A 25,784-nucleotide genomic window follows, 5' to 3' on the forward strand; every position below is an offset into this window, starting at 1 on the left:
GCAGGGCGGTCCCGATGAGGCCCCCGCCTCCGGTATCGGCTTCCGTGGGAAAGGCGCCCGCGGTCGCTCCTACGCCGCCCCCGCCCCCGTCAGCGACCGCACCTCGGTCTCCGCCTGCTTGGCCTCGTCCGGCACCTCCGCCGAGGTGACGGTGCCGAGCCAGCCCGCGAGGAAGCCCAGCGGTATCGAGACCAGGCCCGGGTTCTGCAGCGGGAAGTACTGGAAGTCGGCGTCGGGGAACAGCGCGTCGGGGCTGCCCGAGACCACCGGGGACAGCACCACCAGGACCACCGCGGGGATCAGCCCTCCGTAGACGGCCCACACCGCGCCCCGCGTGGTGAAGCCGCGCCAGAACAGGGAGTAGAGCAGCACGGGGAGGTTCGCCGACGCGGCGACGGCGAAGGCCAGGCCCACCAGGAAGGCCACGTTCAGGTCCCTGGCGAGCAGCCCGAGGGCGATCGCCAGCGCCCCGACCCCGATGGCCGCGACACGGGCCACCGCCACCTCGCTGCGCGGCTTGCCGCCCTTGCCCGTGCGCCGCAGGGACGCGTAGAGGTCATGGGCCACGGAGGCGGAGGACGCGAGCGTGATACCGGCGACCACGGCCAGGATCGTGGCGAAGGCGACCGCGGCGACGATCGCGAACAGCACCGTGCCGCCCGTGGACCCGGCGCCACCGCCCAGGTCGAGCGCCAGCAGAGGAACCGCGGTGTTCCCGGACGCATTGGAGGCGCGCACCACGTCCGGTCCCAGGATGGCCGCCGCGCCGAACCCGAGCACGATCGTCATCAGGTAGAAGCCGCCGATGAGACCGATGGCCCAGACGGCGGAGCGACGCGCGGCCCGGGCGGTGGGCACCGTGTAGAAGCGGGACAGGATGTGCGGCAGCCCCGCGGTCCCCAGGACCAGGGCCAGTCCCAGGCTGATGAAGTCGAACCGGGCCGTCCAGTCCCCGCCGTATCTCAACCCCGGCGCCAGGAACGCCTGCCCGTGGCCGCTGCGTTCGGCCGCCGTGAGCAGCAGCAGGTCCAGGTCACCGTGGAACCGCAGCAGGACGAGCACGGTGAGCGCGACGCTGCCGCCGAGCAGCAGTACCGTCTTGACGATCTGGATCCACGTCGTGGCCCGCATGCCGCCCAGCGACACGTAGATCACCATGAGCACGCCGACCCCGATGACGGTCCAGGACCTCGCCGCCTCGCTCGTGCCGCCGAGGAGCAGCGCCACCAGGCTGCCCGCGCCGACCATCTGCGCGACCAGGTACAGCACGGACACGGTCACGGACGACGTCCCCGCCGCGATCCGTACCGGCCGCTCCCTCATCCGCGACGCCACCACGTCGGCGAGGGTGAAGCGCCCGCAGTTGCGGACGAGTTCCGCGACCAGGAAGAGAACCACCAGCCAGGCCACCAGGAACCCGACGACGTACAGCAGTCCGTCGTAGCCGAACAGCGCGATGAGCCCGGCGACTCCCAGGAAGCTCGCGGCCGACATGTAGTCACCCGCGATGGCGAAACCGTTTTCCATGGGCGAGAAGAGCCGCCCGCCCGCGTAGAACTCCTCCGCCGAGCCCCGCCGGTTGCGGCTCACCCAGGTGGTGATCCCCAGGGTGACCGCGACGAACACGCTGAACAGCAGCAGCGCCAGCGTCTGATGCTCACTCGTCACGAGGCTCCTCCGTTCGCCTCGCGCGTCAGCTCCTGGGTGTCCCACCGCAGTTCGAGCGCGGCCCGGTCCCTGCGCAACCGAGCGTGCCGCGCGTACGCCCAGGTCAGCAGGAAGGTCGTGAGGAACTGCCCGAGCCCTGCGGCCATCCCGACGTTCACCGCCCCGGCCACGGGCCGCGCCATGAGCTGCGGCGCCGTCGTCGCGGCCACGACGTATCCCACGTACCAGGTGAGAAACGCCGCGCAGGCCGGGACCACGAACCTCCGGTACCGCCGTCGCACCTCCTGGAAGGCCGCGCTGCGCTGCACCTCCAGGTAGATGTCCGCGGCGGCGACGCCGGTCTGCCCCCCGCGTGCCGGCGGGACGACCGCCTGCGCAGGGACGTCGGCCGACTCGCCCCAGCCGCTGGCGAGGGCGTCGTACCAGGGGTCGTCGTACCTCGGCTGTCCGGCCGCCCCGGCCAGGTCCGGTGCACGGCCGTGGGGTTGCTCGCCCGGACTCTCCTGACCGGCCCCGACTCCGCGGGAACGATCCTTGCTTGACTGCATGTCCAAGGATGGACAGAACGGGAAGATCCCCGACTCTTCTTCCCCGCGCTCTTCACCCCATCAGGTGACTCACCCTGTCGGTGGCCGCACGTGCGCCTTCCGTAGGCGTAACGGGCCGTGGATCCCCGGCGGAGGTGTCTCCACCCGGGGGTGGAGACACCTCGCGGCTCGGTCTGGCTACGCGTCGATCCGCGACCGGTCCAGCGTCGCCGCCGAGTTGGAGATGAACTCCTTGCGCGGCGCCACGTCGTTGCCCATCAGCAGGTCGAAGACCTGCTCCGCGGCCTCCAGGTCGGACAGGTTGATCCGGCGCAGGGTGCGGTGGCGCGGGTCCATGGTCGTCTCGGCCAGCTGGTCGGCGTCCATCTCGCCCAGACCCTTGTAGCGCTGGATCGAGTCCTTGTAGCGGATGCCCTTGGTCTGGAACTCCATGAGCTTGTCGCGCAGTTCCCGGTCCGAGTACGTGTAGACGTACTTGTCCTGGCCCTTCTTCGGCTGGACGATCTCGATCCGGTGCAGCGGCGGCACCGCGGCGAAGACCCGGCCCGCCTCGACCATCGGCCGCATGTACCGGTGGAAGAGGGTCAGGAGCAGCGTGCGGATGTGGGACCCGTCGACGTCGGCGTCGGTCATCATGATGATCTTGCCGTAGCGGGCCGTGTCGATGTCGAAGGTGCGGCCCGAGCCGGCTCCTATGACCTGGATGATCGCTCCGCACTCTGCGTTCTTCAGCATGTCCGTCACGGACGACTTCTGAACGTTGAGGATCTTGCCCCGGATCGGCAGCAGCGCCTGGAACTCGGAGTTCCGCGCGAGCTTGGCGGTGCCGAGCGCGGAGTCCCCCTCGACGATGAACAGCTCGCTGCGGTCCACGTCGTCGCTGCGGCAGTCGGCCAGCTTGGCCGGCAGGGACGAGGACTCCAGGGCCGTCTTGCGGCGCTGGGCGTCCTTGTGCTGCCGGGCGGCGATACGCGTACGGGCCGCGGCGACGGCCTTCTCCATCACGACACGGGCTTGCTGGGCCGCGTCCCGCTTGGTGGACGTCAGGAACGCCTTCAGTTCCTTGCTGATCACGTTGCTCACGATGCGGCGGGCCGCCGAGGTCCCCAGGACCTCCTTGGTCTGCCCCTCGAACTGGGGCTCCGCGAGGCGCACGGTGACGACCGCCGTCATGCCCTCCAGGGCGTCGTCCTTGACGACGTCGTCCTCGGCGACGCGCAGCAGCTTCTTCGCCCGCAGCACCTCGTTCATCGTCGTGGCGACGGCCTGCTCGAAACCGGCGACGTGGGTGCCGCCCTTGGGGGTGGCGATGATGTTCACGAACGACTTCAGGGTCGTGTCGTATCCCGTACCCCACCGGAGCGCGACGTCGACGTCGAGCTCACGGGTGACCTGGGTGGGCGTCATCTGCCCGTGCTCGTCCAGGACGGGGACGGTCTCCCGGAAGGTGCCCTGGCCGGAGAAGCGCAGGACGTCGCAGATCGGCTTGTCGGTGGCCAGGTACTCGCAGAACTCGCTGATGCCGCCGTCGAAGCGGAAGGACTCCTCGCCCTTGCTGCCGCCCTCGCCGAGGCCGTACTCGTCGCGCACGACGATGGTCAGGCCGGGCACCAGGAAGGCGGTCTGCCGGGCGCGCTGGTGCAGGTTCTCCAGGGAGAGCTTGGCGTCCTTGAGGAAGATCTGGCGGTCGGCCCAGTAGCGCACGCGCGTGCCGGTGCGCGACTTGGGGATCTTCTTGGCCTTGCGCAGTCCGCTCTTCGCCTCGAACTTGGCGTCCGGGCCGTTGCCGGAGAAGGCGCCTGGGACACCGCGGCGGAAACTGATCGCGTGGGCGTGGCCCCCGCGGTCCACCTCGACGTCCAGGCGGGCGGACAGGGCGTTCACCACGGAGGCGCCGACGCCGTGCAGACCGCCGGAGGCGGCGTAGGAGCCACCGCCGAACTTGCCGCCGGCGTGCAGCTTGGTCATGACGACCTCGACACCGGAGAGGCCGGTCTTGGGCTCGACGTCGACCGGGATGCCCCGGCCGTTGTCCCGGACCTCGACCGAGCCGTCGTCGTGGAGGATCACCTCGATGTGGTCGCAGAAGCCGCCGAGGGCCTCGTCGACCGAGTTGTCGATGATCTCCCAGAGGCAGTGCATCAGGCCACGGCTGTCGGTCGAGCCGATGTACATTCCGGGGCGCTTGCGCACGGCCTCGAGCCCCTCGAGGACGAGCAGGTGCCGCGCGGTGTAGTTGGAACCGTCCCGGTCTGCTCCTGCCAGCAGAGCTGTGGACGGCACGGACGTATCGGCGGTCACGCGGTTCGCTCCTCGCTGAATTTCAGATGGGGCCCTCGTGGGTAAGGGCGCGGCTTCGTTCACCGGTGAGAGGGTACCGAGGCCTGGTAGAGCCGTTGTCACGCCACCCTCGTCGAAAACTCAGACTAGTCCACAGTCGCATGCTTGTTCGATCCTTCGATGGAGTGAAGCACACATCACGTTCCCTTCGAGGCATGAACCATTTAGGCTCCGGGCACGTCCTCATGAACAACCGGCAACCCAGCCGGCGGACCGACCACCGATACAAGCGAAGCCCCGTAAGACACAGAGACACGCAATACGGCACATTCGCCGCCAACCGGCAGCAGACAGCCGCCTCGCAAGATTTTTTCGAGGAAAAGCCACGAGCGGGAACGTTTTGGGGCTGGTTGGATGTTGACCCTGGTACGACAGCTCGTCGAGCTAGAGAAGAGGCGACGTGACTACTGTTCTGACCCCTGCGAGCCAGTTGACGGCCGCTGATCGCTGCGACCGCTGCGGCGCCCAGGCGTACGTGCGCGTCGTCCTGCTCAGCGGCGGAGAGCTGCTCTTCTGCGCCCACCACGGGCGCAAGTTCGAGCCGGAACTCAAGAAGATCGCCGCTGAGATACAGGACGAGACGGAGCGGCTCACGGCCGTTCCCGCAGCTGCCTCCGAAGAAGAGCGCTGACACCTCGCGTCCGACGACGAGCCAGCACGGCACAGGCCGGTGAACGGGCGGCTTCCTCCGCACCCGGAGGAAGCCGCCCGTCCGCGTCCCCGCACGGCGGTTCAGGCCCCGTCGGACGCCCTTCCGGGCCTCTTCACGCCCGGTCCCAGCCGAGGGCGCGGATGACCTCCGACACGCGCATGTAGACCCCCGGGTTGCCGGCCCGGCCACAGCCGATCCCCCAGGACACGAGCCCGATCAGCCGCCCCTGGGCCACCAGCGGCCCCCCGCTGTCCCCCTGACAGGCGTCCAGGCCGCCCTCGACCTCTCCGGCGCAGAGCATCGTCCGGGCGTCGTAGGTCCCGTCCACGCCCCCCGGGTACGCCTCCTCGCAGACCGCGTCGTCGAGCACCCGCACCGGCGCCGCCCGCAGGCTGCTCGGATACTCCCCGGCGCCCGAGATGTCGCCCCAGCCGTACACGGTCGCCGCGCCACCCGCCGTGTACGCGGAGTCACCGTCCGGGGCCATCCCGACGACCCACTCGCGGGGCAGCGGTTCCGCGAGACCGAGTACGGCGAAGTCCCCGGAGTTGCTCGCGCCGTCGTACGCCGGGTTGACCCAGGTGCGCTGCACGGCGACCTCCCGGCCGGCTCCGTCGGCGAGGTCCGTGCGCCCGGCTATGACCTTCAGGTCCCGCACCCGCTCCGGCGGCCCGCCGAGTGCCTCCCGGCCGAGACAGTGGGCGGCCGTGAGCACGGTGCTGGGGCCCACCAGGGCGCCTCCGCAGAACTGCCCGGCCCGCGTACCCCCGAACCGGTCACGGCTCGCCAGAGCCACCGTCCAGGGGCTCTGCGCCACGTCGACGGGGAAGCCGCCTATGACGACCCGGTCGGATGCCTCGGCGGCGCCGATGCCGACGGGTATGACGGACAGCGTGGCGGCGAGGGCCACGGCTCGGGCAAGGCGACGACGCATACCTGCTCCTCACTCCTTGGTGCCGTTGAGACACCCAGAGTGATCCACCGTGCCGCCCCTCGCACCCGCGCAGAGGGCACGGGAAAGGCCCGGTCCCTCGCGGGGAACCGGGCCTTGCGCCGTGCTGCGAAGATCAGTCGAGGTAGTCGCGCAGCACCTGGGAACGCGACGGGTGGCGCAGCTTCGACATGGTCTTCGACTCGATCTGGCGGATCCGCTCACGCGTGACGCCGTAGACCTTGCCGATCTCGTCGAGGGTCTTCGGCTGACCGTCGGTGAGACCGAACCGCATCGAGACGACGCCCGCCTCACGCTCGGAGAGCGTGTCGAGGACGGAGTGCAGCTGCTCCTGCAGAAGCGTGAAGCTGACCGCGTCGGCCGGGACGACGGCCTCGGAGTCCTCGATGAGGTCACCGAACTCGCTGTCGCCGTCCTCGCCCAGCGGGGTGTGCAGCGAGATGGGCTCGCGGCCGTACTTCTGGACCTCGATGACCTTCTCGGGGGTCATGTCGAGCTCCTTGGCCAGCTCCTCCGGGGTGGGCTCGCGGCCCAGGTCCTGGAGCATCTGGCGCTGGACGCGCGCGAGCTTGTTGATGACCTCGACCATGTGCACCGGGATACGGATGGTGCGGGCCTGGTCGGCCATGGCGCGGGTGATCGCCTGCCGGATCCACCAGGTGGCGTACGTGGAGAACTTGTAGCCCTTGGTGTAGTCGAACTTCTCGACCGCGCGGATCAGACCGAGGTTGCCCTCCTGGATGAGGTCCAGGAACAGCATGCCGCGTCCGGTGTAGCGCTTGGCCAGGGAGACCACCAGACGGAGGTTGGCCTCCAGGAGGTGGTTCTTGGCGCGGCGGCCGTCCTCGGCGATGATCTCCAGCTCGCGCTTGAGCTTCGGCGCCAGCTTGTCGGCGTTGGCCAGCTTGTCCTCGGCGAACAGGCCGGCCTCGATGCGCTTGGCGAGTTCGACCTCCTGCTCGGCGTTGAGCAGGGGCACCTTGCCGATCTGCTTGAGGTAGTCCTTGACCGGGTCGGCGGTGGCGCCGGCGGCCGCGACCTGCTGCGCGGGGGCGTCGTCCTCGTCCTCGTCGGACAGCACGAAGCCCGCGGCCTCGGTGCCCTCGGGCTCCTCACCGGCCTTGCCGGGGGCTGCTTCCTCGAGCACCTCCTCTTCGAGGACCTCGGCGTCGTCCTTCTTGCCACCGGCCTTCTTCGCCGCCGTCTTCTTGGCGGTCGCCTTCTTCGCGACCGTCTTCTTGGCGGTGGTGGTCTTCTTGGCAGCCGCCTTCTTCGCGGCGGGCGCCTCTTCCTCGCCGGCGGGCTCCTCGGCGGGCGCCGCCGGGGTGGCGGTGGCAGTGGCCTTGCGGGTGGTCACCGCCTTGGCCGCGACCGTCTTGGTGGCGGTGCGCTTGGCGGGGGTCTTCGCTGCGACGCTCTTTCGGGTGCGCTTGGGCTCTGCGGCACTGACCATCAGCGTCACACCCTCTTCCTCGAGGATCTGGTTGAGGCTGCGCAGTACGTTCTTCCACTGAGTGGCCGGAATCTGGTCAGCTTCGAAGGCCCGACGCACGTCATCGCCGGCGATCTGCCCCTCAGCCTTTCCCCGCTCAATGAGCGCCATGACAGAGACGGACTCGGCGATCTCCGGCGGGAGCGTACGGGATGTGCTGGCCGACACGAACAACCTCTCGGAACGTTGGAAAACGGCTTCCGGCCCCATCCACGGGGGGACAGGAGCCGACCGCCGGCTTGGGGATGGGCCGACGGTGCGGGCGGGGGCCGGGGAAGATGCACAGCGCCGTCACCGACGTCCGTATTCCTTCCGCGGCTGTCACCTCTTAGGTCATCGCGTTCTTCCCGCGAGCGTTACGCCTAATCTCCGTGGCCCGAGTCACACCCCGTAAGCGGACGAAAACGGTCAGACGCGAACACATACGGGCACCTACGGTACCGACCCGGCCGCCCGTGAAGCGACGACTCCGCAGCGCTCGGGTCGGGGAGCTCACGGGGCCCGCAACGGAAGCACGCGACGGCCCGGGCGAAGGTCCCCAGCGCAGACGGACCCCGCCGGATCGCCATGATCCGGCGGGGTCCGACGGGGGCGGATCACCGACTGGGCACTGCCACAGGAGGGGGGTGGCACACCCGGCCGCGCCGCCCGCGGAACGAGGTCAGTGCTCGCGCGGGGCGGGCACCACCCGTTCCACCTCGGGGTGGACCGTGAGCAGTTGGCGCATCGCCGCCTCGGCGCCCGCCCCGTCGCCGGCGGCGAGGGCGTCGCAGATGCGGCCGTGGTGGGCGAGAGAGGCCTCGTTGGGGCGGTCACAGCCCGTGACCGGGCCGCCGGAGACGTGGAGGGCGGCGGACACGATGCCCGACAGGTGCTCGAGCATGCGGTTGCCCGCGACCTGGATGAGCATCGAGTGGAACTCGGCGTCGGCGCGGGAGAAGGTGAGCGCGTCCCCCTGCGCCATCGCGTGCCCCATGATCTCGACCATGTCCGTCAGGCGCTGCTGGACGTCCTCACGCCCGTGCCCGGCGGCGAGGCGGGCGGCGAGCGGCTCGATCGTCCAGCGCAGCTCGCTCAGCTCGCGGCGCTGGTCGTCGCGCTGCGGACCGAAGGCACGCCACTCGATGATGTCCGGGTCGAGGAGGTTCCAGTCGCTCACGGGGCGCACACGCGTACCGACGTTCGGACGGGCGCTCACGAGGCCCTTGGCCTCGAGAACGCGCAGGGACTCGCGCACGACGGTGCGGGAGACCTCGAAACGCTGGCCGATCTCCTCGGGCACCAGGGGACGGTCGGCCCCCAGATCGCCGGAGACGATCATCTGACCCAGCTGCTGGACGAGTTGGCCGTGCAGTCCGCGGCCGCGGCTGCCCGCGGCGCGCCGGCCCACGCGCCCCAGCTCGTGGTCCGCTCCGTCCCAGGCAGGCATCCCGACACGGTCGACGGCGGGCGCCTCCGCGTAGGGGTAGCGGTCGAGTTCGCCCGGGTTCGCGAGGCCGGAGTCGGCGGAGCGGGCGGCGGTCATCATGGTGTGCGCAAGGGTACTCACACATCCTTTGTCGGCGCCGTCTCCAACTCCCTTGAGGTCTTTGGTGAAAAGCACACGAAAGGGTGATCGCTCACCCCGTCGCAATTGACGCCTTATCGGAAAGAAATGGGCGTTCTATGGGGAGTTGTGCGCATGGCCGAACTAAGGGTCACGGACAGTCGTCATCTGAGCCTGCTCCGCAACGAGGTGAACAGGTAGGCGCAGAGCAGCGTGACCAGCGACAACATCAGGGCGCCGCCGACCGGTTGGGAGACCGCACCGAACACGACCTCCAGGTACCGCTCGCCCCCGAACGGCCACCGCGGAAGGAAGGCCTCCCGCAGCCGCGCGGGAAGTCCGGCCGCGGTGCGCACGGACGGGCCGGTCACGAGCTTGTGCACGACGGGCACGACGAGGAGGGGCACCGCCGCCACGGCGGCGAGCCCCGCCGAGGTGGACCGGAAGACTCCCGCCGCCAGCACTCCTGCCCAGGCGCAGCCGACCACGAGGCCGATCCACTCCGCACTGAGCGCGGGCCAGTCGGCGGGAACCCGGGCGAGCTCCGGTCCGTAGACGAGGTGGAGCACCTCGGCGTCGCAGCCGACGGTGAGCACGGCCAGCATCAGGGCGGTGACCGAGGAGACGGCCAGTTTGGCGGCCAGCAGCCCCAGACGGCGGGGGACGGTGCCGCGGTCCGCCGCGAGGGCGGGGTGACGGAACTCGTCGCCGAAGGACAGGGCGCCCAGCAGTCCCGCGCCGAGTGCCGCGGGCGGCAGGGGAAGCTCCCGCGGCCAGGCGGCGAGCAGACGCGGCTGCGGCGTGTGCCCGATCCGGGCCAGTACGACAGCGGTCACGGCGGAGACGACGAGGACGACGGCACCGGTGAGGAAGCCGGTGCCCACTCCGGCGGCACGGCGGATCTCGTAGCGCAGCGGGCGGAGGGGACTGGGTGCGGGACGGACGGAGATGGGCGGCGGCAGAGGGGGAAGCTGGTCGAGGGTGCGGGTTCCGGGAGCGGGGTGCGGGCCGCCACGGGCGATGGGCCGGGCGTGTTCCTCCTGCGTGGCGCGGGGTTCGCCACACGACGGTCGCCCTGAGATTGACGGTGGCTGCTCGGGAGCCGGCTGGCGGCTTGGCGTCGGCTGCTGGCCTGGAGTCGGCTGGCGGCTTGGCGTCGGCTGCTGGCCTGGAGTCGGCTGGTGGTTCATAGCCGGCTGCTGGTTCAGGACCGGCTGTGGGCCGAGGACTGGGTGCGGCTCCGTGTCTGCCGGTTGTGCGTCACCGGGCCCTGCGTCCTCCATGGTGGGCGGTCGGTCGGGCGTCGGGTGCCTCTCGGGGGTGACCGGTACCTGTTCCGTCTCGTCGAAGGCAGGCTGGTGAGTACCGACATCGTCGAGTGCGCTGTCGCCGGAAGGTGCCGACAGCGTGGGCCTGGGCGTGAGCGTCGGCGGCCCGGCAGGCGAGGGTTGCGCCTCGAGGGCAGTGCCGTCCGGTTCATGGTGGGGTGTCGGCCGCGCGTGGGCGACGGTTCCTGCGCCGGGGCCCATGTCGCCGATCTCGTCGGCCAGTTGATGCACGACGATGCCGTACCGGAAGGCAACCTCGCCGATGTCCGCGCAGCTACTGCCGTAGACGGACAGGCGGTTGCCGCCCTCGCGGACGACCTCGACGGAACGGCGCGTGGCGCGTGCCTGCTTGGCCAGGAGTGTCGCCAAACGGACCGCGTGCGGACTGCGGACGGCGACCCGGGGACGGAGTCGGGTGCGGGCGAACTCCGCTGCTTCCTGGTCGGCCACGAGCCTGCCCTGTTCGAGCGTGACGACCTGATCGGCGTTGCGAGCGGCCTCTTTGGGGTCGGCCGTGGTGAACAGGACCGTTCCTCCCTGGGCGGCAAGGGCGCGCAGCGTGGTGTGCATCCAGGTGCCCTCCCGGATCGAGAGCCCGGCGGTCGGGCCGTCCAGGACAAGGGTGTGCGGGTCGGCAAGGAGCGCGCACGCCAGGCCGAGCCGGCGGTCCATGCCGCGCGAGAGGGTGCCGAGGCGCTCGTCGCGCAGACTCACCAGCCCGACGGCCTCGAGGACTTCATCCGCTCGCCGTACCGGAACGCCGGCGGCCGCGCACAGCATGCGCAGATGGCCGCGGACCGTACGGGCCGGGTGCCCCGGTACGTCGCCCAGTAGTACTCCGACTTCTCGTGAGGGGTGGGCGATCCGGTGGAGCGGCCGGCCCCGAAAGTGTGTGATGCCGCGGCCTTGTTGGAGTTCGAGCATGAGTCTGAGCACTGTCGTCTTGCCGGCGCCCGGTGCTCCGAGCAGCGCGGTGACGCGACCGGCTCGCGCCTCGAAGGAGACGTCATCGGCTGCGGGCGGGAGCTCTTTGCGGGGATTGCTGGTCAGTCCGAAGGCCTCGATCACCCGCAGCAAGATAGCGCGCTATGTCCCCTTTTTCGGGCAGCGTGAGGCTGGCGCAGGGCAAGGCGGAACGGCGAATTCGAAGCGGCGCGAGGGAGTATCGCGATCGGTGTCGCTTCCGCCCGTGTCGTCGGTCAGACCTCGGGGCGCAGCATCGGAGGGTTGAGCAGCGTCGCGCCACCGGCACGGAAGAGCTGCGCGGGGCGTCCGCCCTGGCGGGTGGTCGTCCCGCCGGTCGGGACGAGGAAGCCCGGGGTGCCCGTGACCTTGCGGTGGAAGTTGCGGGGGTCCAGCGCCACGCCCCATACCGCCTCGTACACCCGGCGCAGCTCCCCCACGGTGAACTCTGGCGGACAGAAGGCCGTCGCCAGGGACGAGTACTCGATCTTGGAGCGGGCCCGCTCCACCCCGTCCGCGAGGATCTGCGCGTGGTCGAAGGCGAGCGGGTCGACCAGCTCCGCGTCGCGGCCGTAACCGCCCTGCTGCAGCAGTTCCTCCACCGGCGCCCATCGCGCGTTGCTGGCGTCGCCGCCCGCCCGGGGCGCCGGCAGATCGGGAGCAAGAGCGAGATGCGCGACGCTCACGACCCGCATCCTGGGGTCACGCTCGGGATCGCCGTAGGTGGCGAGCTGCTCCAGATGCGCGCCGTTGTCCTGGGCGGGGGCGGACGGGTCGTGGACCCGCAGCCCGGTCTCCTCGGCGAGTTCGCGCGCCGCGGCCTGCGCCAGGTTCTCGTCGGCCCGTACGAAACCGCCGGGCAGCGCCCATCGGCCCTGGAACGGCGCCTCGCCCCTGCGTACCGCCAGCGCACAGAGGGCGTGGCGGCGCACGGTCAGCACGACCAGGTCCACGGTGACGGCGAAGGGCGGAAACGCTGACGGGTCGTAGGGCATGCGGCGATCATAGTCGTCTGCCTGACGATAAACACTCCCTTCGCCGCTTCCCCCGGCCACTGATCCACTTCCGTGCCGCATGGGTTCCGCCGTCCGGTGACAGGTGCCCGGCGGTGACAGGTCTTGGCTGGTCACACCCCCAGTTGCAGTCCGTCGGCCGCCTCCTCCACCATGGCGAGACCGAGTCGGCTGACTCGCACGGAAAAGGGTGCCCCGGCCACCCGCAGCCCCGTGAAGCCGATCTCGCCCAGGGGTGCGCTGCGCATAGGGCGGAGGGTCACGGTGCCGGCCGGGGCATCCGGGCGGATACCGGCCAGTGTGGTCAGCAGCAGGACCCCTGCCGCCGCCGGGGTGGCGGCGGGGCGGCAGGCCGCCGGGTGGGGCAGAGGTGTGCTGCCCTGCATGCGCTGCTCACCCGCGTACATCTCGGGCAGGCGGTAGGCGAAGGATTCCGCGGCCGCGAGGACGCCGCGCAGCAGTGCGTCCGCCTCCTTCTCGTAGTCCGCGGCGGCCAGTCCCGCCACGGCGAGTGCCGTCTCCTGGATCCGGACGGCACCGGCACGGTGGCCGAACGGGTTGTAGCCGGGCTCCTTGGCCCCCAGCCCACGCAGGCCCCAGCCGGAGTTCATGAGGGGACTGCCCAGCAACCGGGCGAGGTTCTCCGTCTGCACCTTGTCGAGCAGGCCCGGGGCCGGCTCGCCGTGCCCCAGCAACCCGGTGTCGAGGAGGTGGACGCTGGAGGCACCCAGACAAGGCACGGGTCTGCCGTCAGGAGTGCGGGCCGCAGCAGGCCGACCGCCCCCTCGATCGTCGATCCAGAAGTCCCTCCGGAACGCGTTTCGCAGAGCTTGTGCCCACTGCCGCAGGCCCTCGGCGCCCGTCCGTCCGCAGGCGTTGAGCAGGTCGGCGCCGAGCAGCGCTGCTCGGTGGGCATGCGCCTGTGTCTCGCAGCGGATGAGTCCACCCGGGTACGGGTCTCGCAGGTACACGGCGTCACCCGCGGATCTCCGCAGCCAGTTCAGACAGCGCTCGGCGGTGGGCAGCAACTCCTCCGCCTCCTGCTCGGGAAGTCCCCAGCGGCGCGCTTCGGCGAGCAGCACGGGGAAGAGCAGCGTGGCCTCCGTCCCCGTGCAGTGCGGAGGGAGGTAGGGGCCGGCGTCCCGTCGTGGTCCCGGGATCATCCCCGCCTGCGATCCCGGGCCGGCGAGCTGCGTGCGAGCGATCGCGCGCAGGGTGCCCCCGGCCAGGCCGGTCCCGAGCGGAAGCGCCATCCGGGCCGCCACGAGCGCATCGGCGGGAGCCGGACCGCACCGCCAGGGGACGCCTGCGGCCAAGTGAATGTCGGCGGGATGCGCGGCGTCACGCAGCAGGAGCGCTTGCAGGTCCTCAATGCTCGTCCGGAGGAGAGTGGCCGCTCTGGGATCGTCGCCCTCTGCGCTTGCGGCGGCGAGTGGGCTCGTCGCCGCACGACCCGCGGTGCGCAGCGGACCCGCTCCGTCCGGCCGCACCCGCAGCTCCACGCTCGTGCTGCCGCCGGGTGGCAGCACGAGTTCCCATCGCAGCAACCCCGTCGCGGCAAGGGCGTCCGCGGGCGGTGGCTCGGCGGTCACGGTGGCGTTGCCTGCCGCGCAGGACCAGCGCAGACCGGAACCATGAACGCTGGCGGGCAGTTCCGGTCCTGCCTCGCCCGAGGCGATGGCCCTCAGGTCGGCGAGGTCCGTGCCCAGCGTCACTTCGACCGGCACCGGCAGCGGACGACTCGACGAACTGTGCAGGGTGATCCGCTCCGTGCCGTCCGCGAAGCGGTTGCGTTCGACGAACACGTTCGGGTCGGGGCCGGTCTGCGCGGTCGTGCGCAGCGTGCCGACGAACCGGGCGCGGTCGGCCGCGGCCAGCCGGGCCTGTACGGGGAGGGGTTCCTGCCCGGCCACACGGACCTCGCAGCGGGAGAGCACCCGGCGGCCGGCGCGGTAGAAACCCTCCAGCCCGCGTCCGGTCAACTGACCGCCCTCCGTCGAAACGGCCAGCCCGGGCAGGGCCACGCAGATCATGACCGAGTGGGCAGGGGGCAATTCGTCAGGACGACGCGTTCCTGCCACAGCTCCGCCCCGGGGTGGAGTGCTGGCGGCACGGCCTATGGCGCCACTGCCCAAAAGGGTTGGGCGTCTCGTCCGGGTGAAGGGAACGGTTGTGGGTGAGGGCGAGGATGACGGCGAGGGCAGCGGCGCGAGTCCCTCGAGCGCGGGTTGTGAGTCGCCCTCGGTGGCGAGCACGTCGTCCAGCACGTCGTCCCTCAGCCCCGGCTTGCTGCCGTCACGGCTGGTCGGCGGTGGCGGGAGGCTTCCCCGCCCTCCCGAGGCAGGAGGGTCTCGGGGGATGAGGTCCTGCCGGGAGGGGGGTCCGGCCGGGGGGAAGCCGTCAGGGGCGGAGGAGTGCGGAGTCCGCTGTGGCATCGAAAGGCTTCCTCTGCGCTCTGTGTGCCTGGATCGAGTTCCACGCCGGCGCCTGAGGGCTCCGGCGGAGCAGGGGCGGAGCGGCGTCACACCCCGTCCAGGTGTTCCGCCACTCAGGTGAACGGTGAGGGCTGCCCCGGAGTCACGCCTGGAGTCACGCCTGTAGTCCCGGCCTGTGCCTTCCGCAGTCGCCGCGTATGACTTCCGCAGTCCCGACGTCTGACTTCCGCAGTCGCGACGTCCGGCTTCCGCAGTCCTGACCTGTGGCTGTCGGGATGGTCCGGCGGGTGCTCATTCCTTGTCCTCGACCGTGCGGCCGGACTGCACGCCTTCCCGCTTGCTGGTCCGGCGGAAAGTGGTTGAGCTCTCGCGCAGGGGCGCGCCCTCGGTATCCGGACGGGGGCCTGCGCTCGCGCTGAGGGATCGGCCAGCATCCGCCGCCGTCGGGCGACGACCGGGCCCCGCCGTACCAGCCGGTGTGCGGCCGGGACGTCGGGTGCCCTGGCCACGACTGTCCGAGAGGGCTCGACCGGGAGCGGCGTCGAGAGCGGGACGTGCACGCCGGCGGCGTCGTACGGGCCGCTGAGCTGGTGACGGCTCGTCCATGGCTGTGTCTGCTTCGAGTACCCCGTGGCCACCGGCCTGGACTCGGCCGTCCCCGCAGCGTTGGTCCCCCATGTCCTGGCGCTGATCACCTGCCTGGATCTGATCGTTCGGCTGCGGGGACCTGCCGTTGACGTCGGCTCCGGTACGGCCCGTGCGCTCCGATCGCAGGCAGGTGCGGATGGACTCCGGGTCGAGGCCTTCGTTGCAGGCCTGGTGCAGCAGGCGGGCGAAGAGGTAATCGGGGTCCGCCCCCAGAGCCATGGCGAGGGCTTCTCGGGCTTCCAGTTCATCGCCGGCCGACCAGGCGACCCACCCGGCGAGGGTGAGCGGCGCAGCGGCGTGCTCGCCGTACGGCCCTACGCATCGGCGAGCCAGTGTCCGCCACAGGCGCAGGGCGGAACTGGCTTCGTCGCCCTCCATCCACTCGGCCGCACGGTCGCGGGTCGAGCGGTCCTGCAGGCCCAGGACCAGTTTCGCGGCCTCGTCGCATCCCAGCAGTTCGTCGTCACGGAGGTCCGCCAGCAGCACTCCGGACACCGGCTGTGCCTTGGCGAAGCGGTCGAGGGCGGCGGCTGCCAGTTCCAGCGTCTGTTCGGCCACCGCGGCCCTGCCCGCTTCGTCCAGGATCCGGGGGACCAGTTCCATGCTGGCCCGGTCGAGTGCGGCTTCCTGCTCCAGGGCGGCCGCGTTCTCCCAGGGCAGCAATCGGGCCCGCAGCTCGCGCAGGGTGCCGCGTACCTGAATGCCGGCGTAGGTGGCGGCGGCCGCCAGCACGGAAGTGCCGGGCAGGCCCATGGGGGTTCCCTCGGGCGAGCAGCAGGCCTCATTGTCACAGCAGTAGGACCAATAGCGTCCGTCAGAGATGCACAGAGCCTCGACCACCACGGCGTCGAGGGAACCGCACTCGGTCCGCAGCCCCTGCGCCAGAGGCCTCAGCCGCTCCATGACCTCCCGTCCGGTCTCGCCCCTGGCCGGTTCCTGGCAGAGAAAGGCGACCATCGACTCGGGCCGCTTTCCCCGGCGCTCGCTGCCCCTGACCAGACCGTGGGCGAGTTGCCGTGCTGCGGACGGCCAGTCGTCCGCGCTCTCCGGGATCCCGAGCCGGGCCCGACCACCGAACCGACCGCGTCCGTCCCTGTCGTGCAGCGTGACCAGCACGATGCTGTCCTCGGGGCGGTAGCCGAGCAGGTAGGGCAGGGCGTCGGCGAGTTCGGCCGGGGTGCGAAGGGTGACCTGATGCTCGCCGGGTCCGTCGTAGGTGGTGTCCGCTGCGGGCAGGCCGGGTCCGTCGCCCCGCCGCTTCTCCGGTACGCCGCTCGTGTGTCCGCGATGCCCCATGTGCTGGGCCCCTTCGGTGATATCGCCGTTATCAGAGGATCCAGTCGCTTCGCTGTGGTTCGTCATGCGGAGACGATCTCGCGGAATGCGATCTTTCGCTTGAGCCTGTGGATAAGTCCGATCAGGGACACGTCACCCGAACACCGGCCGTCGCATCGCCCCGTGAGCGCGTCCATCGCGCCCGGCTCCCCCAACCCGTGACAGCGGCACGAAGCACTGCATGATCCGGACACGAACGGGTGTGCGCGCACCTGACGAGTCAGGCCGTGCACGAACCGGACGCGCACGCCCGTCATCCCCGCCACCGGCTCGCGCTGTCAGTGTGGTCCTGTTGTATGGGACGCATGGAGCACACGAGCAACGCGGAACTACGAGCAGCGGCCGACACGGTCCTCGCCCGTCTCGTCGGCGACCCCTCCGGCAAGGCCCGGCTGCGCGAGGACCAGTGGCGGGCGATCGAGGCGCTGGTCGCCGACAGACGCCGCGCCCTCGTCGTCCAGCGCACCGGCTGGGGCAAGTCCGCCGTGTACTTCGTGGCGACCTCGCTGCTTCGGGCGCAGGGCAGCGGCCCGACCGTCATCGTGTCCCCCCTGCTCGCCCTCATGCGCAACCAGGTCGAGGCCGCGGCCCGGGCCGGCATCCATGCTCGGACCATCAATTCCGCCAACACCGAGGAGTGGGACGCCGTCCAGGACGAGATCGCGGCAGGCGACGTGGACGTCCTGCTCGTGAGTCCCGAGCGGCTGAACAACCCGGACTTCCGGGACCAGGTGCTGCCCCGGCTCTCCGCGGCCACCGGCTTGCTCGTGGTGGACGAAGCGCACTGCATCTCCGACTGGGGGCACGACTTCCGGCCGGACTACCGCCGGCTGCGCACGATGCTCGCCGACCTCCCGGCCGGTGTGCCGGTGCTGGCGACCACCGCCACGGCCAACGCCCGCGTGACCGCCGATGTGGCGGAGCAGCTCGGCACAGGAGGCGCCTCGGACGCCCTCGTGCTCCGGGGTCCGCTGGACCGGGACAGTCTGAGCCTCAACGTGCTGCGGCTGCCCGACGCGGCTCATCGGATGGGCTGGCTCGCCGAGCACCTCGACGAACTGCCGGGTTCCGGCATCATCTACACCCTCACCGTGGCCGCCGCCGAGGAGGTCACCGCCTTCCTCCGGCAGCGCGGGCACACCGTGGCCTCCTACACGGGCAAGACGGAGAACGCCGATCGCCAGCAGGCCGAGGAGGACCTGCTCGCCAACAAGGTGAAGGCACTGGTCGCCACGTCCGCCCTCGGCATGGGCTTCGACAAGCCCGACCTCGGTTTCGTGGTGCACCTCGGCTCGCCCTCGTCCCCCATCGCGTACTACCAGCAGGTCGGACGGGCCGGCCGCGGAGTGGAGCACGCGGAGGTTCTCCTGCTGCCGGGCAAGGAGGACGAGGCGATCTGGAAGTACTTCGCATCGCTCGCGTTCCCGTCGGAGGACCTGGTGCGCCGTACGCTCGACCTCCTCGCACAGGCGGAAAAGCCCCTGTCGTTGCCCGCACTCGAACCCCTTGTGGAGCTGCGCCGCTCCCGCCTGGAGACCATGCTCAAGGTCCTCGACGTGGACGGAGCCGTCAAGCGCGTAAAGGGCGGCTGGATCGCGACCGGACAGCCGTGGACGTACGACGCGGAGCGCTACGCGTGGGTGGCGCGCCAGCGCGAGGCCGAGCAGCAGGCCATGCGCGAGTACGCGTCCACGACAGAGTGCCGGATGGAGTTCCTGCAGCGCCAGTTGGACGACGAGGGCGCCAAGCCGTGCGGGCGCTGTGACAACTGCGCGGGACCGCGCTTCACGGTGGACATGTCCGAGGAGGCCCTCGACGCGGCGCGTGTGGACCTGGGCCGGGCGGGTGTCGAGGTGGAACCGCGCAGGATGTGGCCCACCGGGCTCCCGGCGATCGGAGTGGACCTCAAGGGGCGCATTCCGGCCGGTGAGCAAGCCGGGGCGGGGCGCGCGCTGGGTCGTCTGTCGGACATCGGCTGGGGCAACCGGTTGCGTCCCATGTTCGCGCCCCAGGCGCATGACGGTGCCGTGCCGGACGACGTGGCGACGGCCGTGGTGGGCGTGCTGGCCGACTGGGCCAAGGGCCCCGGCGGCTGGGCTCCGGGCGTGCCGGACGCGCAGCCCCGGCCGGTCGGCGTCGTCACCGTGGCCTCCCGCACCCGGCCCGAGCTGATCCGTTCGCTGGGTTCACGCATCGCGGAGGTCGGACGGCTGCCGGTGCTGGGCGCCGTCGAGCACACGGGCGACACCCACCCGGTCTCCCGCAGCAACAGTGCTCAGCGTCTGAAGGCACTCGACGGCGCTCTCACCGTGCCGCCCGCCCTCGCGTCCGCCCTGGCCGACGTCTCGGGCCCGGTTCTCCTGGTCGACGACTACACGGAGACCGGCTGGACCCTCGCGGTCGCGGCCCGACTGCTCCGGCGCGCCGGCGCGCAGGGGGTGTATCCCCTGGTCCTGGCAGTGCAGGGATGACGAGGCAGCGGTGCCGCGCCGGACGTCGTCGGCCTGTGCCCGGTGCGGCCGGGGGCACCCCGACACCCTTCGACCGCCCGGCAGGTGCGTCGTCTCGCGGCACAGGACGCGCACACCCCTGGACGCCGCACACTTCCGTGGCGTACGAACGTATCGGGCTCGAACGCCCCATGCGTGGCCCGGTGCCACACTCGGCGGGGATATTCGCCGCGCATCATCCGATAACGGTCTGCTGCCTCAATTGCTCGTTGCCGCATTCAAGTTCGACAGGAACAATTGAGGTCCGCTCCCCGCACGGCTCGTCCGCCGCTCCGGCAGGGCTTTGCCGCGGTGCGCGCTCCCAGGAATCCGACCCCGCCCGCAGTGTGGGCGCGTAGCCGAAGGGAGGACCGTGACCTTCGGATTCGCTCCGGCAGCGGCGCCGACGCCCGCCGCCGCCAACCGCTTGCTCGAGCCCGCGGAATGGGCCGCCGCCGGGATCCCTCTGCTGCGCAACCCGCGCGAGGTCGTCAGCGGACTGCACGCGCGGCACCATCCCCAGCCGGCGACCGCGGTCGTCGCCGTACTCGATCCGGACGAACGGCTGTGCGCCAGCGCCTCGTTCGTCCGCCGCCCGGCAGCCGCCGACGGCTGGATGTTCCGCAACGTGCTGCTTGCCCAGCTGCGCCGGATCATCCCGCACGACCTGCGCCGCCGTACGCCGGTGCGCACTGCGGTGCTGCTCTACTGCCGTGAGGGCGACGCCCGTTGGACGGAGGAGGACGGCGCCTGGATGTGGGGACTGCGCGACGCCTGCACGCTGCACGGGCTGCGCTGCGGCGCGTACGTCACGCTGACCCGTGACGGCTGGCAGGTTCTCGGCGAGGGACGTGGCGGGCGCCGCCCCCACTCGGGTTCGGAACCCGAACCCTTCGCGACGTCCGAGGCGCCGCCGCCCGCACCACGTGCCGGTGGCGCCGCCTCCGAGATCTTGCGGCGCGCGGCAGCCGCGCGCTGAACCTCCGACGGCCCGCCCCGGCTCGAACCGGGGCCACCCTCGTCTCGCACGGCAGGGCTTCCAGAACCCGTCGGCTGTCGAGCCCGACAGACAGACCGAGCGACTGGCCCGGCCCCTGGTCGGCACCCCGCCAAGCTGCCGTCAGCGGGGCGCCCCCGAGGCCGGGGACGGGGAAGCCCTCGAAGCACGCCGATCCGCCCACCCTGCTGAGCCGCTGCAGTGCCGACGGAGTGCCGCCGCAGCGGCCCTGTCCCGACGTCGGCCGGAACGAGCGCCCTACTACGGGTCAGACGCCCGCGCCGAGCACGGAGTTGATGCGCTGCGGGTCGCCGCAGACGATCAGCAGGGTCTTGGCCCGGGAGAGCGCCAGCGACAGCGCACTGGCCGCCGCGGGCTCGTCACCGCCGTTGACGGCGACCACGACCACCGGGCGCGACGCGGCACGGGTGGCGATGGTCGCGTCCGTGTAGAAGACGTCGTCACCGGCATCGTGCTGGGCCCAGTAGGAGGCGTCACCGAACGACAGCTCGTGGGCGGCCCACGGATGCTGCTCACCGGTCGTGATCACCAGGACCTCGCCGGGGGCGCGACCGGAGTCCAGCAGCAGGTCCACGGCTTCCTCGGCAGCGTCGAGCGCGCCTTCGACGGAAGCGGGGATCAGCTGGATCTGCGGTCCGGCGGGAGTCGCCGGGCCGGGGACGGGGCCCGCCGCAGCGGGCTTGGCGGCCACCTCACGGGCTGCGCGCTGCGCCGGCGGCGTGGGCCGGAGAGGCCCTGGACGACCGGGACGCGGCGGCGCCGCGGGACGGGGGCCGGGTACGGGGCGGGGGGTCGGCGCGATGCGGCCGCTGGCCGGAGTGGCGCGGGGACCCTGGGCACTCTCGTGAATCTGAGGCTCCTCGGGAATGAGAGGCATGAGTTGATTTTTATCAAACGTTGGTACGACCCGCGTCGGCGGGTGGTGCATGCGCACGAACGAATCGGTCAGAAGTCGAAGCCGAGCTGACCCTCGATCTCCGGAACGCTTCCGTCCGCCCAGCTGCGGGCTTTCTTGAGGTGCCGCCACTGGGGCAGCGCATCAAGATACGCCCAGGACAACCGGTGGTGGGGAGTGGGACCCCGCTCCGCCAGTGCGGCCTTGTGCACGGGTGAGGGATACCCGGCGTTGTCCGCAAAACCGAAGTCTGCATGGTCGATACCCAGTTCGGCCATCATTTTGTCGCGCTGGACCTTGGCGATCACCGAGGCCGCCGCGACCGCCACGCACGACTGGTCACCCTTGATCACCGTGCGGACCCGCCACGGCGCACCGAGGTAGTCGTGCTTGCCGTCGAGGATGACCGCATCGGGACGGATGGGCAGGGCGTCCAGAGCACGCCCCGCCGCGAGGCGCAGCGCGGCAGTCATGCCGAGAGCGTCTATCTCCTCGGGGGTGGCGTGCCCCAGGGCGAACGACGTCACCCAGGTACGCAGTTCCTCGGCGAGCAGGGTGCGCCGCTTGATGGTGAGCAGCTTCGAGTCCGTGAGGCCCTCGGGCGGGCGGCGCAGTCCGGTGATCGCCGCGCAGACGGTGACGGGACCGGCCCACGCACCGCGCCCCACCTCGTCGACACCCGCAACGATCTTCGCTCCGGTCGTGGCTCGAAGGGAGCGCTCGACGGTGTGAGTAGGTGGTTCGTACGGCATGGCGCCCCTACATTACGCCGCCCCGATCCCCCGGCGACACCCCGGTCGGTCTCCCTCCGGCCGAAGCCCCGACGGAGCCGTCTCAGCCGTCAGCCGGCCGCAGGAGCGGAACCATCAACTGGTCGATCATCTCCTCGACTTCATGATCCTGCCATTCGCAGCCGCACATCTTGGAGCGGTACATCATCATCGCCGGAATGGCGTCGAAGACATAGCCGTTGGCAGCCTCGGGACGCACTTCCCCCCGCTCGATCCCTCTATCGATGACCGCACGCAGCATCTTCAGGGTGGGCTCCACTACCCCGTCGAAGATCACGGCGTGAAAGCGTTCGGCCTGTGCCGTGTCGCATTCGTGAATGACCGAGCGCAGTGCGAAACCAGGCCGGGAGAACATCGCGTCGCGGGCCCGCAGGCACAGCACGAGGAGGTCCTCACGCACACCACCCTCGTCCGGCGTCTCGTCGAACCGGGGCAGCCCGGCGCGCAGGGCATCGGCGACCAGGTCCTCCTTGGAGGGCCAGCGACGGTAGACCGCGGCCTTCCCGGTCTGGGCGCCGGCGGCGACGCCCTCCATCGTCAGGCCGTTCCAGCCGACCGTGCTGAGCTGCTCCAGAGCGGCGTCGAGGATCGCGCGCTCCAGCACGGCACCGCGCCGGCGGGCGGTCGTCTGAGCGGGAGCGTCCGCCCAGCTGGGGGTGACCATCTGTCTCTCCAACGAACAAGGGAAGCGGGGATTTCGGGGGCGGGGGACGCGCCGTGCGATCGCAACGGGGGACGTACCGGACGACGCCGCCGCGAGTGAACGCTTGCGTTCACTGTTGGGGACTCACTACGGTTGACGCGACAGTGAACGCGAGCGTTCACTAAGGCACTCGTGGGGGACCCATAGTGACAACCTCTCCATTGCTCCAGGACCAGAAGCCGGGCGCGGCCCGCCGGGAAGGACGCCCCGGCATCGCACTCACAGTCATCGCGGCCTGCCAACTCATGGTGGTACTCGACGCGACGATTGTGAACATCGCGCTCCCGCACATTCAAGATGCGCTCCAGTTCAGCACCACCGACCTCACCTGGGTCGTCAGCTCCTACACGCTCACCTTCGGCGGTCTGCTGCTTCTCGGCGGCCGCGCCGGTGACATCCTGGGCCGGCGCCGGGTCTTCATGACCGGCATCCTGCTGTTCACCCTGGCCTCCCTGCTCGGCGGGCTCGCCCAGGAACCCTGGCAGCTGCTGGCTGCACGGGTCCTGCAGGGCGTAGGAGGCGCGATCGCGTCGCCCACCTCGCTGGCCCTCATCACCACCACGTTCCCCGAGGGTCCGGAACGCAACCGGGCCTTCGGTGTCTTCGCCGCGGTCTCCGCGGGCGGCGGCGCCATCGGTCTGCTCGCGGGCGGCATGCTCACCGAGTGGCTCGACTGGCGATGGGTCCTCTTCGTCAATGTGCCGATCGGTGTGCTGATCGCCGTACTGACACCGCTCTACATCAGCGAGAGCGAGCGACACACCGGCCGGTTCGACATAGCGGGTGCGGTGACCTCGACCGCCGGCATGGCGTCCCTGGTCTACGGCTTCATCCGGGCCGCGGACGAGGGCTGGCGCGACAGCCTCACCATCGGGTCCTTCGCCGCCGCCGTGGTACTGCTGGCGGCCTTCGTGGTCATCGAATCCCGGGCCAAGGAGCCGATCACCCCGCTGCGGATGTTCGCCGACCGCAACCGCTCGGGCACCTACGTGATCATGCTCAGCCTGGCCGCGGCGATGTTCGGCATGTTCTTCTACATCGTGCTGTTCGTGCAGAACGTGCTGGGATACACCCCGATCCAGGCGGGCCTCGCCTTCCTTCCCGTGACGGTCGTGATCGCGCTCGGCGCGGGGCTGTCCCAGCGCTTCCTGCCCGTGCTCGGCCCCAAGCCGTTCATGCTCACGGGCACGGCGCTCGCCACGATCGGTCTCGCCTGGCAGGCACTGATCAGCTCGGACAGCTCGTACGTCAGCGGGGTGCTCGGCCCGATGCTGGTGTTCGGCTTCGGCATGGGCCTGAACTTCGTGACTCTGACCCTCACCGCGGTGTCCGGCGTCGCCCAGCACGAGGCCGGCGCCGCCTCCGGCCTGCTCAACACCATGCAGCAGGTGGGCGGTTCGCTGGGACTGTCGATCCTCACGACCGTCTTCGGCACGGCGACCCGTAACGAGGCGGAGGAGCAGCTGTCGCACTTCATGGCCGAGGGCTCCGCGGAGCAGAAGGCGGAGTTCGCGACGACCCACCAGCTGCCCGCGCCATGGGGTCACGAGGTACTGGCCCAGGGCATCTCCGCGGCCTTCATACCGGCGGCCTCGATGGCCGTCCTCGCTCTGATCACCGCAGCGGTGGTGATCCGGGTACGCAAGAGCGACCTGGAGGCACTGTCCGGCTCTGCGGGACCGGGCATCGGCTGAGCGGAACCCACTGCGGACCGGCTCCAGCAGCTCACCGGCAGCTCTCACAGAATCCCGCCGACGGCTGCCGGGCCGGTCCGCGCGCATGGGCGGACGGCCACCTCCGCAACCGGAGACGCGCGGCACGGGCACCCGGCCGCTCCTGGCCATCGACGTGCAGCGCACAGCGAGTGCGAGGACCGCCCAGCAGGAGCGCAGAAGTGCCGACAGAACTCGCATGACCACCCCCTGCGCTCGCGTACGAACCCTTGCCCCACAGTCGGCGGTAGGACCCCCGAGGCCCACGCAGCCGATGTCATGACAACGCTCGGCCGATCACGCAGAGTTCCCGGTGTGTACGCAGAGTCTCCCGAGAAGGCGAACTAAGCGGTCGCAGGCACCCAGCCGGGGAGCTCTTCGGTGCGTGCCACCCACTCGGCAGGAGGTGCTCCGGCCTTCCCGGCGGCGATCACGCCCCCGACGATGGCGCAAGTGGTGTCGATGTCGCCGCCGGCCCGGGCGGTCGTCCAGAACGCCTGCTCGAAGTCGCCGAGGCTCCGCGCGGCCGACCAGAGGGCGAACGGCACGGTGTCGTGGGCGGTCTTCCGCCGCCCGCAGCCCAGCACCGCCGCGACCGTGGCCGCGTCCCCGTAGTCGAGCATGTCCCGGGCCCGGCGCAGACCCGCACCCACGGCGCTCTTCGGGACCAGGTCGATGACCCCGTCGAGCAGGGCCTCGGGGCCCGGCGGTCCGTCCGGTGCGGCGGCGAACGCGGCGGCCGCGGCCACGGCCATCGCGCCGACGACGGCCTCGCGGTGCTGGTGGGTGGTGTAGGCGGAGATCTCCGCCTGATGGGTCGCCTGCTCTGGGTCGTCCGCGTACCAGGCGCCCAGCGGGGCGATGCGCATGGCGGCGCCGTTGCCCCAGGACCCCTGCCCGTTGAACAGCGCCGCGGCGAGTTCGCGCCAGTCACCGCCCTTCCGGACGCGTTGCAGCAAGCGGCCCACCGCAGGGCCGTAGCCCCGTTCGGCGTCATGGTGCTCGGCGAAGGACCGGGCCAGGGCGTCCTGGTCGATGCGGTGGTGGGCGGCCAGCACGGCGACGACGGAGCAGGCCATCTCCGTGTCGTCCGTCCACCGCCACGGCCCATCCGGCAGCTCGCGGCGCTTGAGGAGCGGGTAGTTCACCGGCACGAAGTACTGGGAGCCCAGCGCATCCCCGACAGACAGCCCGCGCAGGCCGGCCAGGGCGCGGTCCAGGCGCACGTCGAGGGAGGAGTCAGCGGTCATCGCCCT

18 protein-coding genes are annotated in these 25,784 nt (G+C 71.0%); 4 read left to right on the forward strand and 14 right to left on the reverse strand.

Features of this window, described 5'->3' with window-relative positions; genetic code table 11:
- Window positions 1-69 precede the first annotated feature (69 nt).
- The 3 genes from ACZ4M5_RS28355 to ACZ4M5_RS28365 form a co-directional block, all read right to left on the reverse strand.
- Window positions 70-1,668 carry a solute symporter family protein gene (locus ACZ4M5_RS28355; RefSeq protein ID WP_467740812.1) on the reverse strand — a complete coding sequence of 533 codons (1,599 nt, stop codon included), beginning with the start codon at window positions 1,666-1,668 and terminating at the stop codon, window positions 70-72.
- The gene (locus ACZ4M5_RS28360; RefSeq protein WP_467740813.1) at window positions 1,665-2,216 is read right to left on the reverse strand and encodes a DUF485 domain-containing protein; all 552 of its coding nucleotides are present in this window, start codon (window positions 2,214-2,216) and stop codon (window positions 1,665-1,667) included. Before ACZ4M5_RS28360 ends, ACZ4M5_RS28355 begins: the two co-directional genes overlap by 4 nt.
- A gap of 177 nt (window positions 2,217-2,393) precedes the next feature.
- On the reverse strand, window positions 2,394-4,517 hold the full coding sequence (locus ACZ4M5_RS28365; RefSeq protein WP_467740815.1) for a DNA gyrase/topoisomerase IV subunit B: 2,124 nt from the start codon (window positions 4,515-4,517) through the stop codon (window positions 2,394-2,396).
- 439 nt (window positions 4,518-4,956) lie between these two features.
- Here ACZ4M5_RS28365 and ACZ4M5_RS28370 point away from each other — a divergent pair, with 439 nt between their 5' ends.
- A complete protein-coding gene (locus ACZ4M5_RS28370; protein ID WP_356443352.1) occupies window positions 4,957-5,187 on the forward strand; it encodes a DUF7455 domain-containing protein in 231 nt (76 codons plus the stop codon).
- A 133-nt stretch (window positions 5,188-5,320) separates the two neighbouring features.
- On the opposite strand, the gene ACZ4M5_RS28375 is transcribed toward ACZ4M5_RS28370, so the two are convergent.
- The 7 genes from ACZ4M5_RS28375 to ACZ4M5_RS28405 all read right to left on the reverse strand — a co-directional run bounded on the left by ACZ4M5_RS28375 (window position 5,321) and on the right by ACZ4M5_RS28405 (window position 16,947).
- Complete coding sequence (locus ACZ4M5_RS28375; protein ID WP_467740817.1) at window positions 5,321-6,142, reverse strand: S1 family peptidase; 822 nt, start codon at window positions 6,140-6,142, stop codon at window positions 5,321-5,323.
- 133 nt (window positions 6,143-6,275) lie between these two features.
- Window positions 6,276-7,820 carry an RNA polymerase sigma factor gene (locus ACZ4M5_RS28380; RefSeq protein ID WP_467740819.1) on the reverse strand — a complete coding sequence of 515 codons (1,545 nt, stop codon included), beginning with the start codon at window positions 7,818-7,820 and terminating at the stop codon, window positions 6,276-6,278.
- Between the two features lie 493 nt (window positions 7,821-8,313).
- On the reverse strand, window positions 8,314-9,201 hold the full coding sequence (locus ACZ4M5_RS28385) for a FadR/GntR family transcriptional regulator (protein ID WP_467740821.1): 888 nt from the start codon (window positions 9,199-9,201) through the stop codon (window positions 8,314-8,316).
- 161 nt (window positions 9,202-9,362) lie between these two features.
- Entirely contained in the window at window positions 9,363-11,603 is a 2,241-nt protein-coding gene (locus ACZ4M5_RS28390) for an ABC transporter ATP-binding protein (protein ID WP_467740823.1), read from the reverse strand.
- A 122-nt stretch (window positions 11,604-11,725) separates the two neighbouring features.
- Window positions 11,726-12,484: an NUDIX hydrolase gene (locus ACZ4M5_RS28395; RefSeq protein ID WP_467740825.1), complete on the reverse strand. Its 759-nt coding sequence runs from the start codon at window positions 12,482-12,484 to the stop codon at window positions 11,726-11,728.
- Window positions 12,485-12,615: 131 nt separating this feature from the next.
- Window positions 12,616-14,535 carry a glycogen debranching N-terminal domain-containing protein gene (locus ACZ4M5_RS28400; protein WP_467740950.1) on the reverse strand — a complete coding sequence of 640 codons (1,920 nt, stop codon included), beginning with the start codon at window positions 14,533-14,535 and terminating at the stop codon, window positions 12,616-12,618.
- 693 nt (window positions 14,536-15,228) lie between these two features.
- Entirely contained in the window at window positions 15,229-16,947 is a 1,719-nt protein-coding gene (locus ACZ4M5_RS28405; RefSeq protein WP_467740827.1) for a DUF4192 domain-containing protein, read from the reverse strand.
- 278 nt (window positions 16,948-17,225) lie between these two features.
- On the opposite strand from ACZ4M5_RS28405, the gene ACZ4M5_RS28410 reads away from it, so the two are divergent.
- Together ACZ4M5_RS28410 and ACZ4M5_RS28415 are read left to right on the forward strand one after the other, a co-directional pair.
- On the forward strand, window positions 17,226-19,391 hold the full coding sequence (locus ACZ4M5_RS28410) for a RecQ family ATP-dependent DNA helicase (RefSeq protein ID WP_467740829.1): 2,166 nt from the start codon (window positions 17,226-17,228) through the stop codon (window positions 19,389-19,391).
- Between the two features lie 391 nt (window positions 19,392-19,782).
- On the forward strand, window positions 19,783-20,388 hold the full coding sequence (locus ACZ4M5_RS28415) for a hypothetical protein (RefSeq protein ID WP_467740831.1): 606 nt from the start codon (window positions 19,783-19,785) through the stop codon (window positions 20,386-20,388).
- A gap of 286 nt (window positions 20,389-20,674) precedes the next feature.
- On the opposite strand, the gene ACZ4M5_RS28420 is transcribed toward ACZ4M5_RS28415, so the two are convergent.
- From ACZ4M5_RS28420 to ACZ4M5_RS28430, 3 genes are all read right to left on the reverse strand, one after another.
- Window positions 20,675-21,304 (reverse strand): hypothetical protein, encoded by a 630-nt coding sequence (locus tag ACZ4M5_RS28420; protein ID WP_467740833.1) that lies wholly within the window; start codon window positions 21,302-21,304, stop codon window positions 20,675-20,677.
- A gap of 68 nt (window positions 21,305-21,372) precedes the next feature.
- Window positions 21,373-22,074, reverse strand: a complete 702-nt coding sequence (locus ACZ4M5_RS28425) for a ribonuclease HII (protein ID WP_467740835.1) — start codon at window positions 22,072-22,074, stop codon at window positions 21,373-21,375.
- Between the two features lie 82 nt (window positions 22,075-22,156).
- Window positions 22,157-22,777 carry a TetR/AcrR family transcriptional regulator gene (locus ACZ4M5_RS28430; protein ID WP_467740837.1) on the reverse strand — a complete coding sequence of 207 codons (621 nt, stop codon included), beginning with the start codon at window positions 22,775-22,777 and terminating at the stop codon, window positions 22,157-22,159.
- A 185-nt stretch (window positions 22,778-22,962) separates the two neighbouring features.
- Between ACZ4M5_RS28430 and ACZ4M5_RS28435 the strand changes: the two genes are divergently transcribed.
- Complete coding sequence (locus ACZ4M5_RS28435; protein WP_467740839.1) at window positions 22,963-24,510, forward strand: MFS transporter; 1,548 nt, start codon at window positions 22,963-22,965, stop codon at window positions 24,508-24,510.
- Between the two features lie 362 nt (window positions 24,511-24,872).
- Here ACZ4M5_RS28435 and ACZ4M5_RS28440 read toward each other — a convergent pair whose 3' ends face one another.
- A complete protein-coding gene (locus ACZ4M5_RS28440) occupies window positions 24,873-25,778 on the reverse strand; it encodes an ADP-ribosylglycohydrolase family protein (protein WP_467740841.1) in 906 nt (301 codons plus the stop codon).
- Window positions 25,779-25,784 lie beyond the last annotated feature (6 nt).

The sequence above is a fragment of the Streptomyces sp. NPDC026246 genome (genome assembly GCF_055567995.1).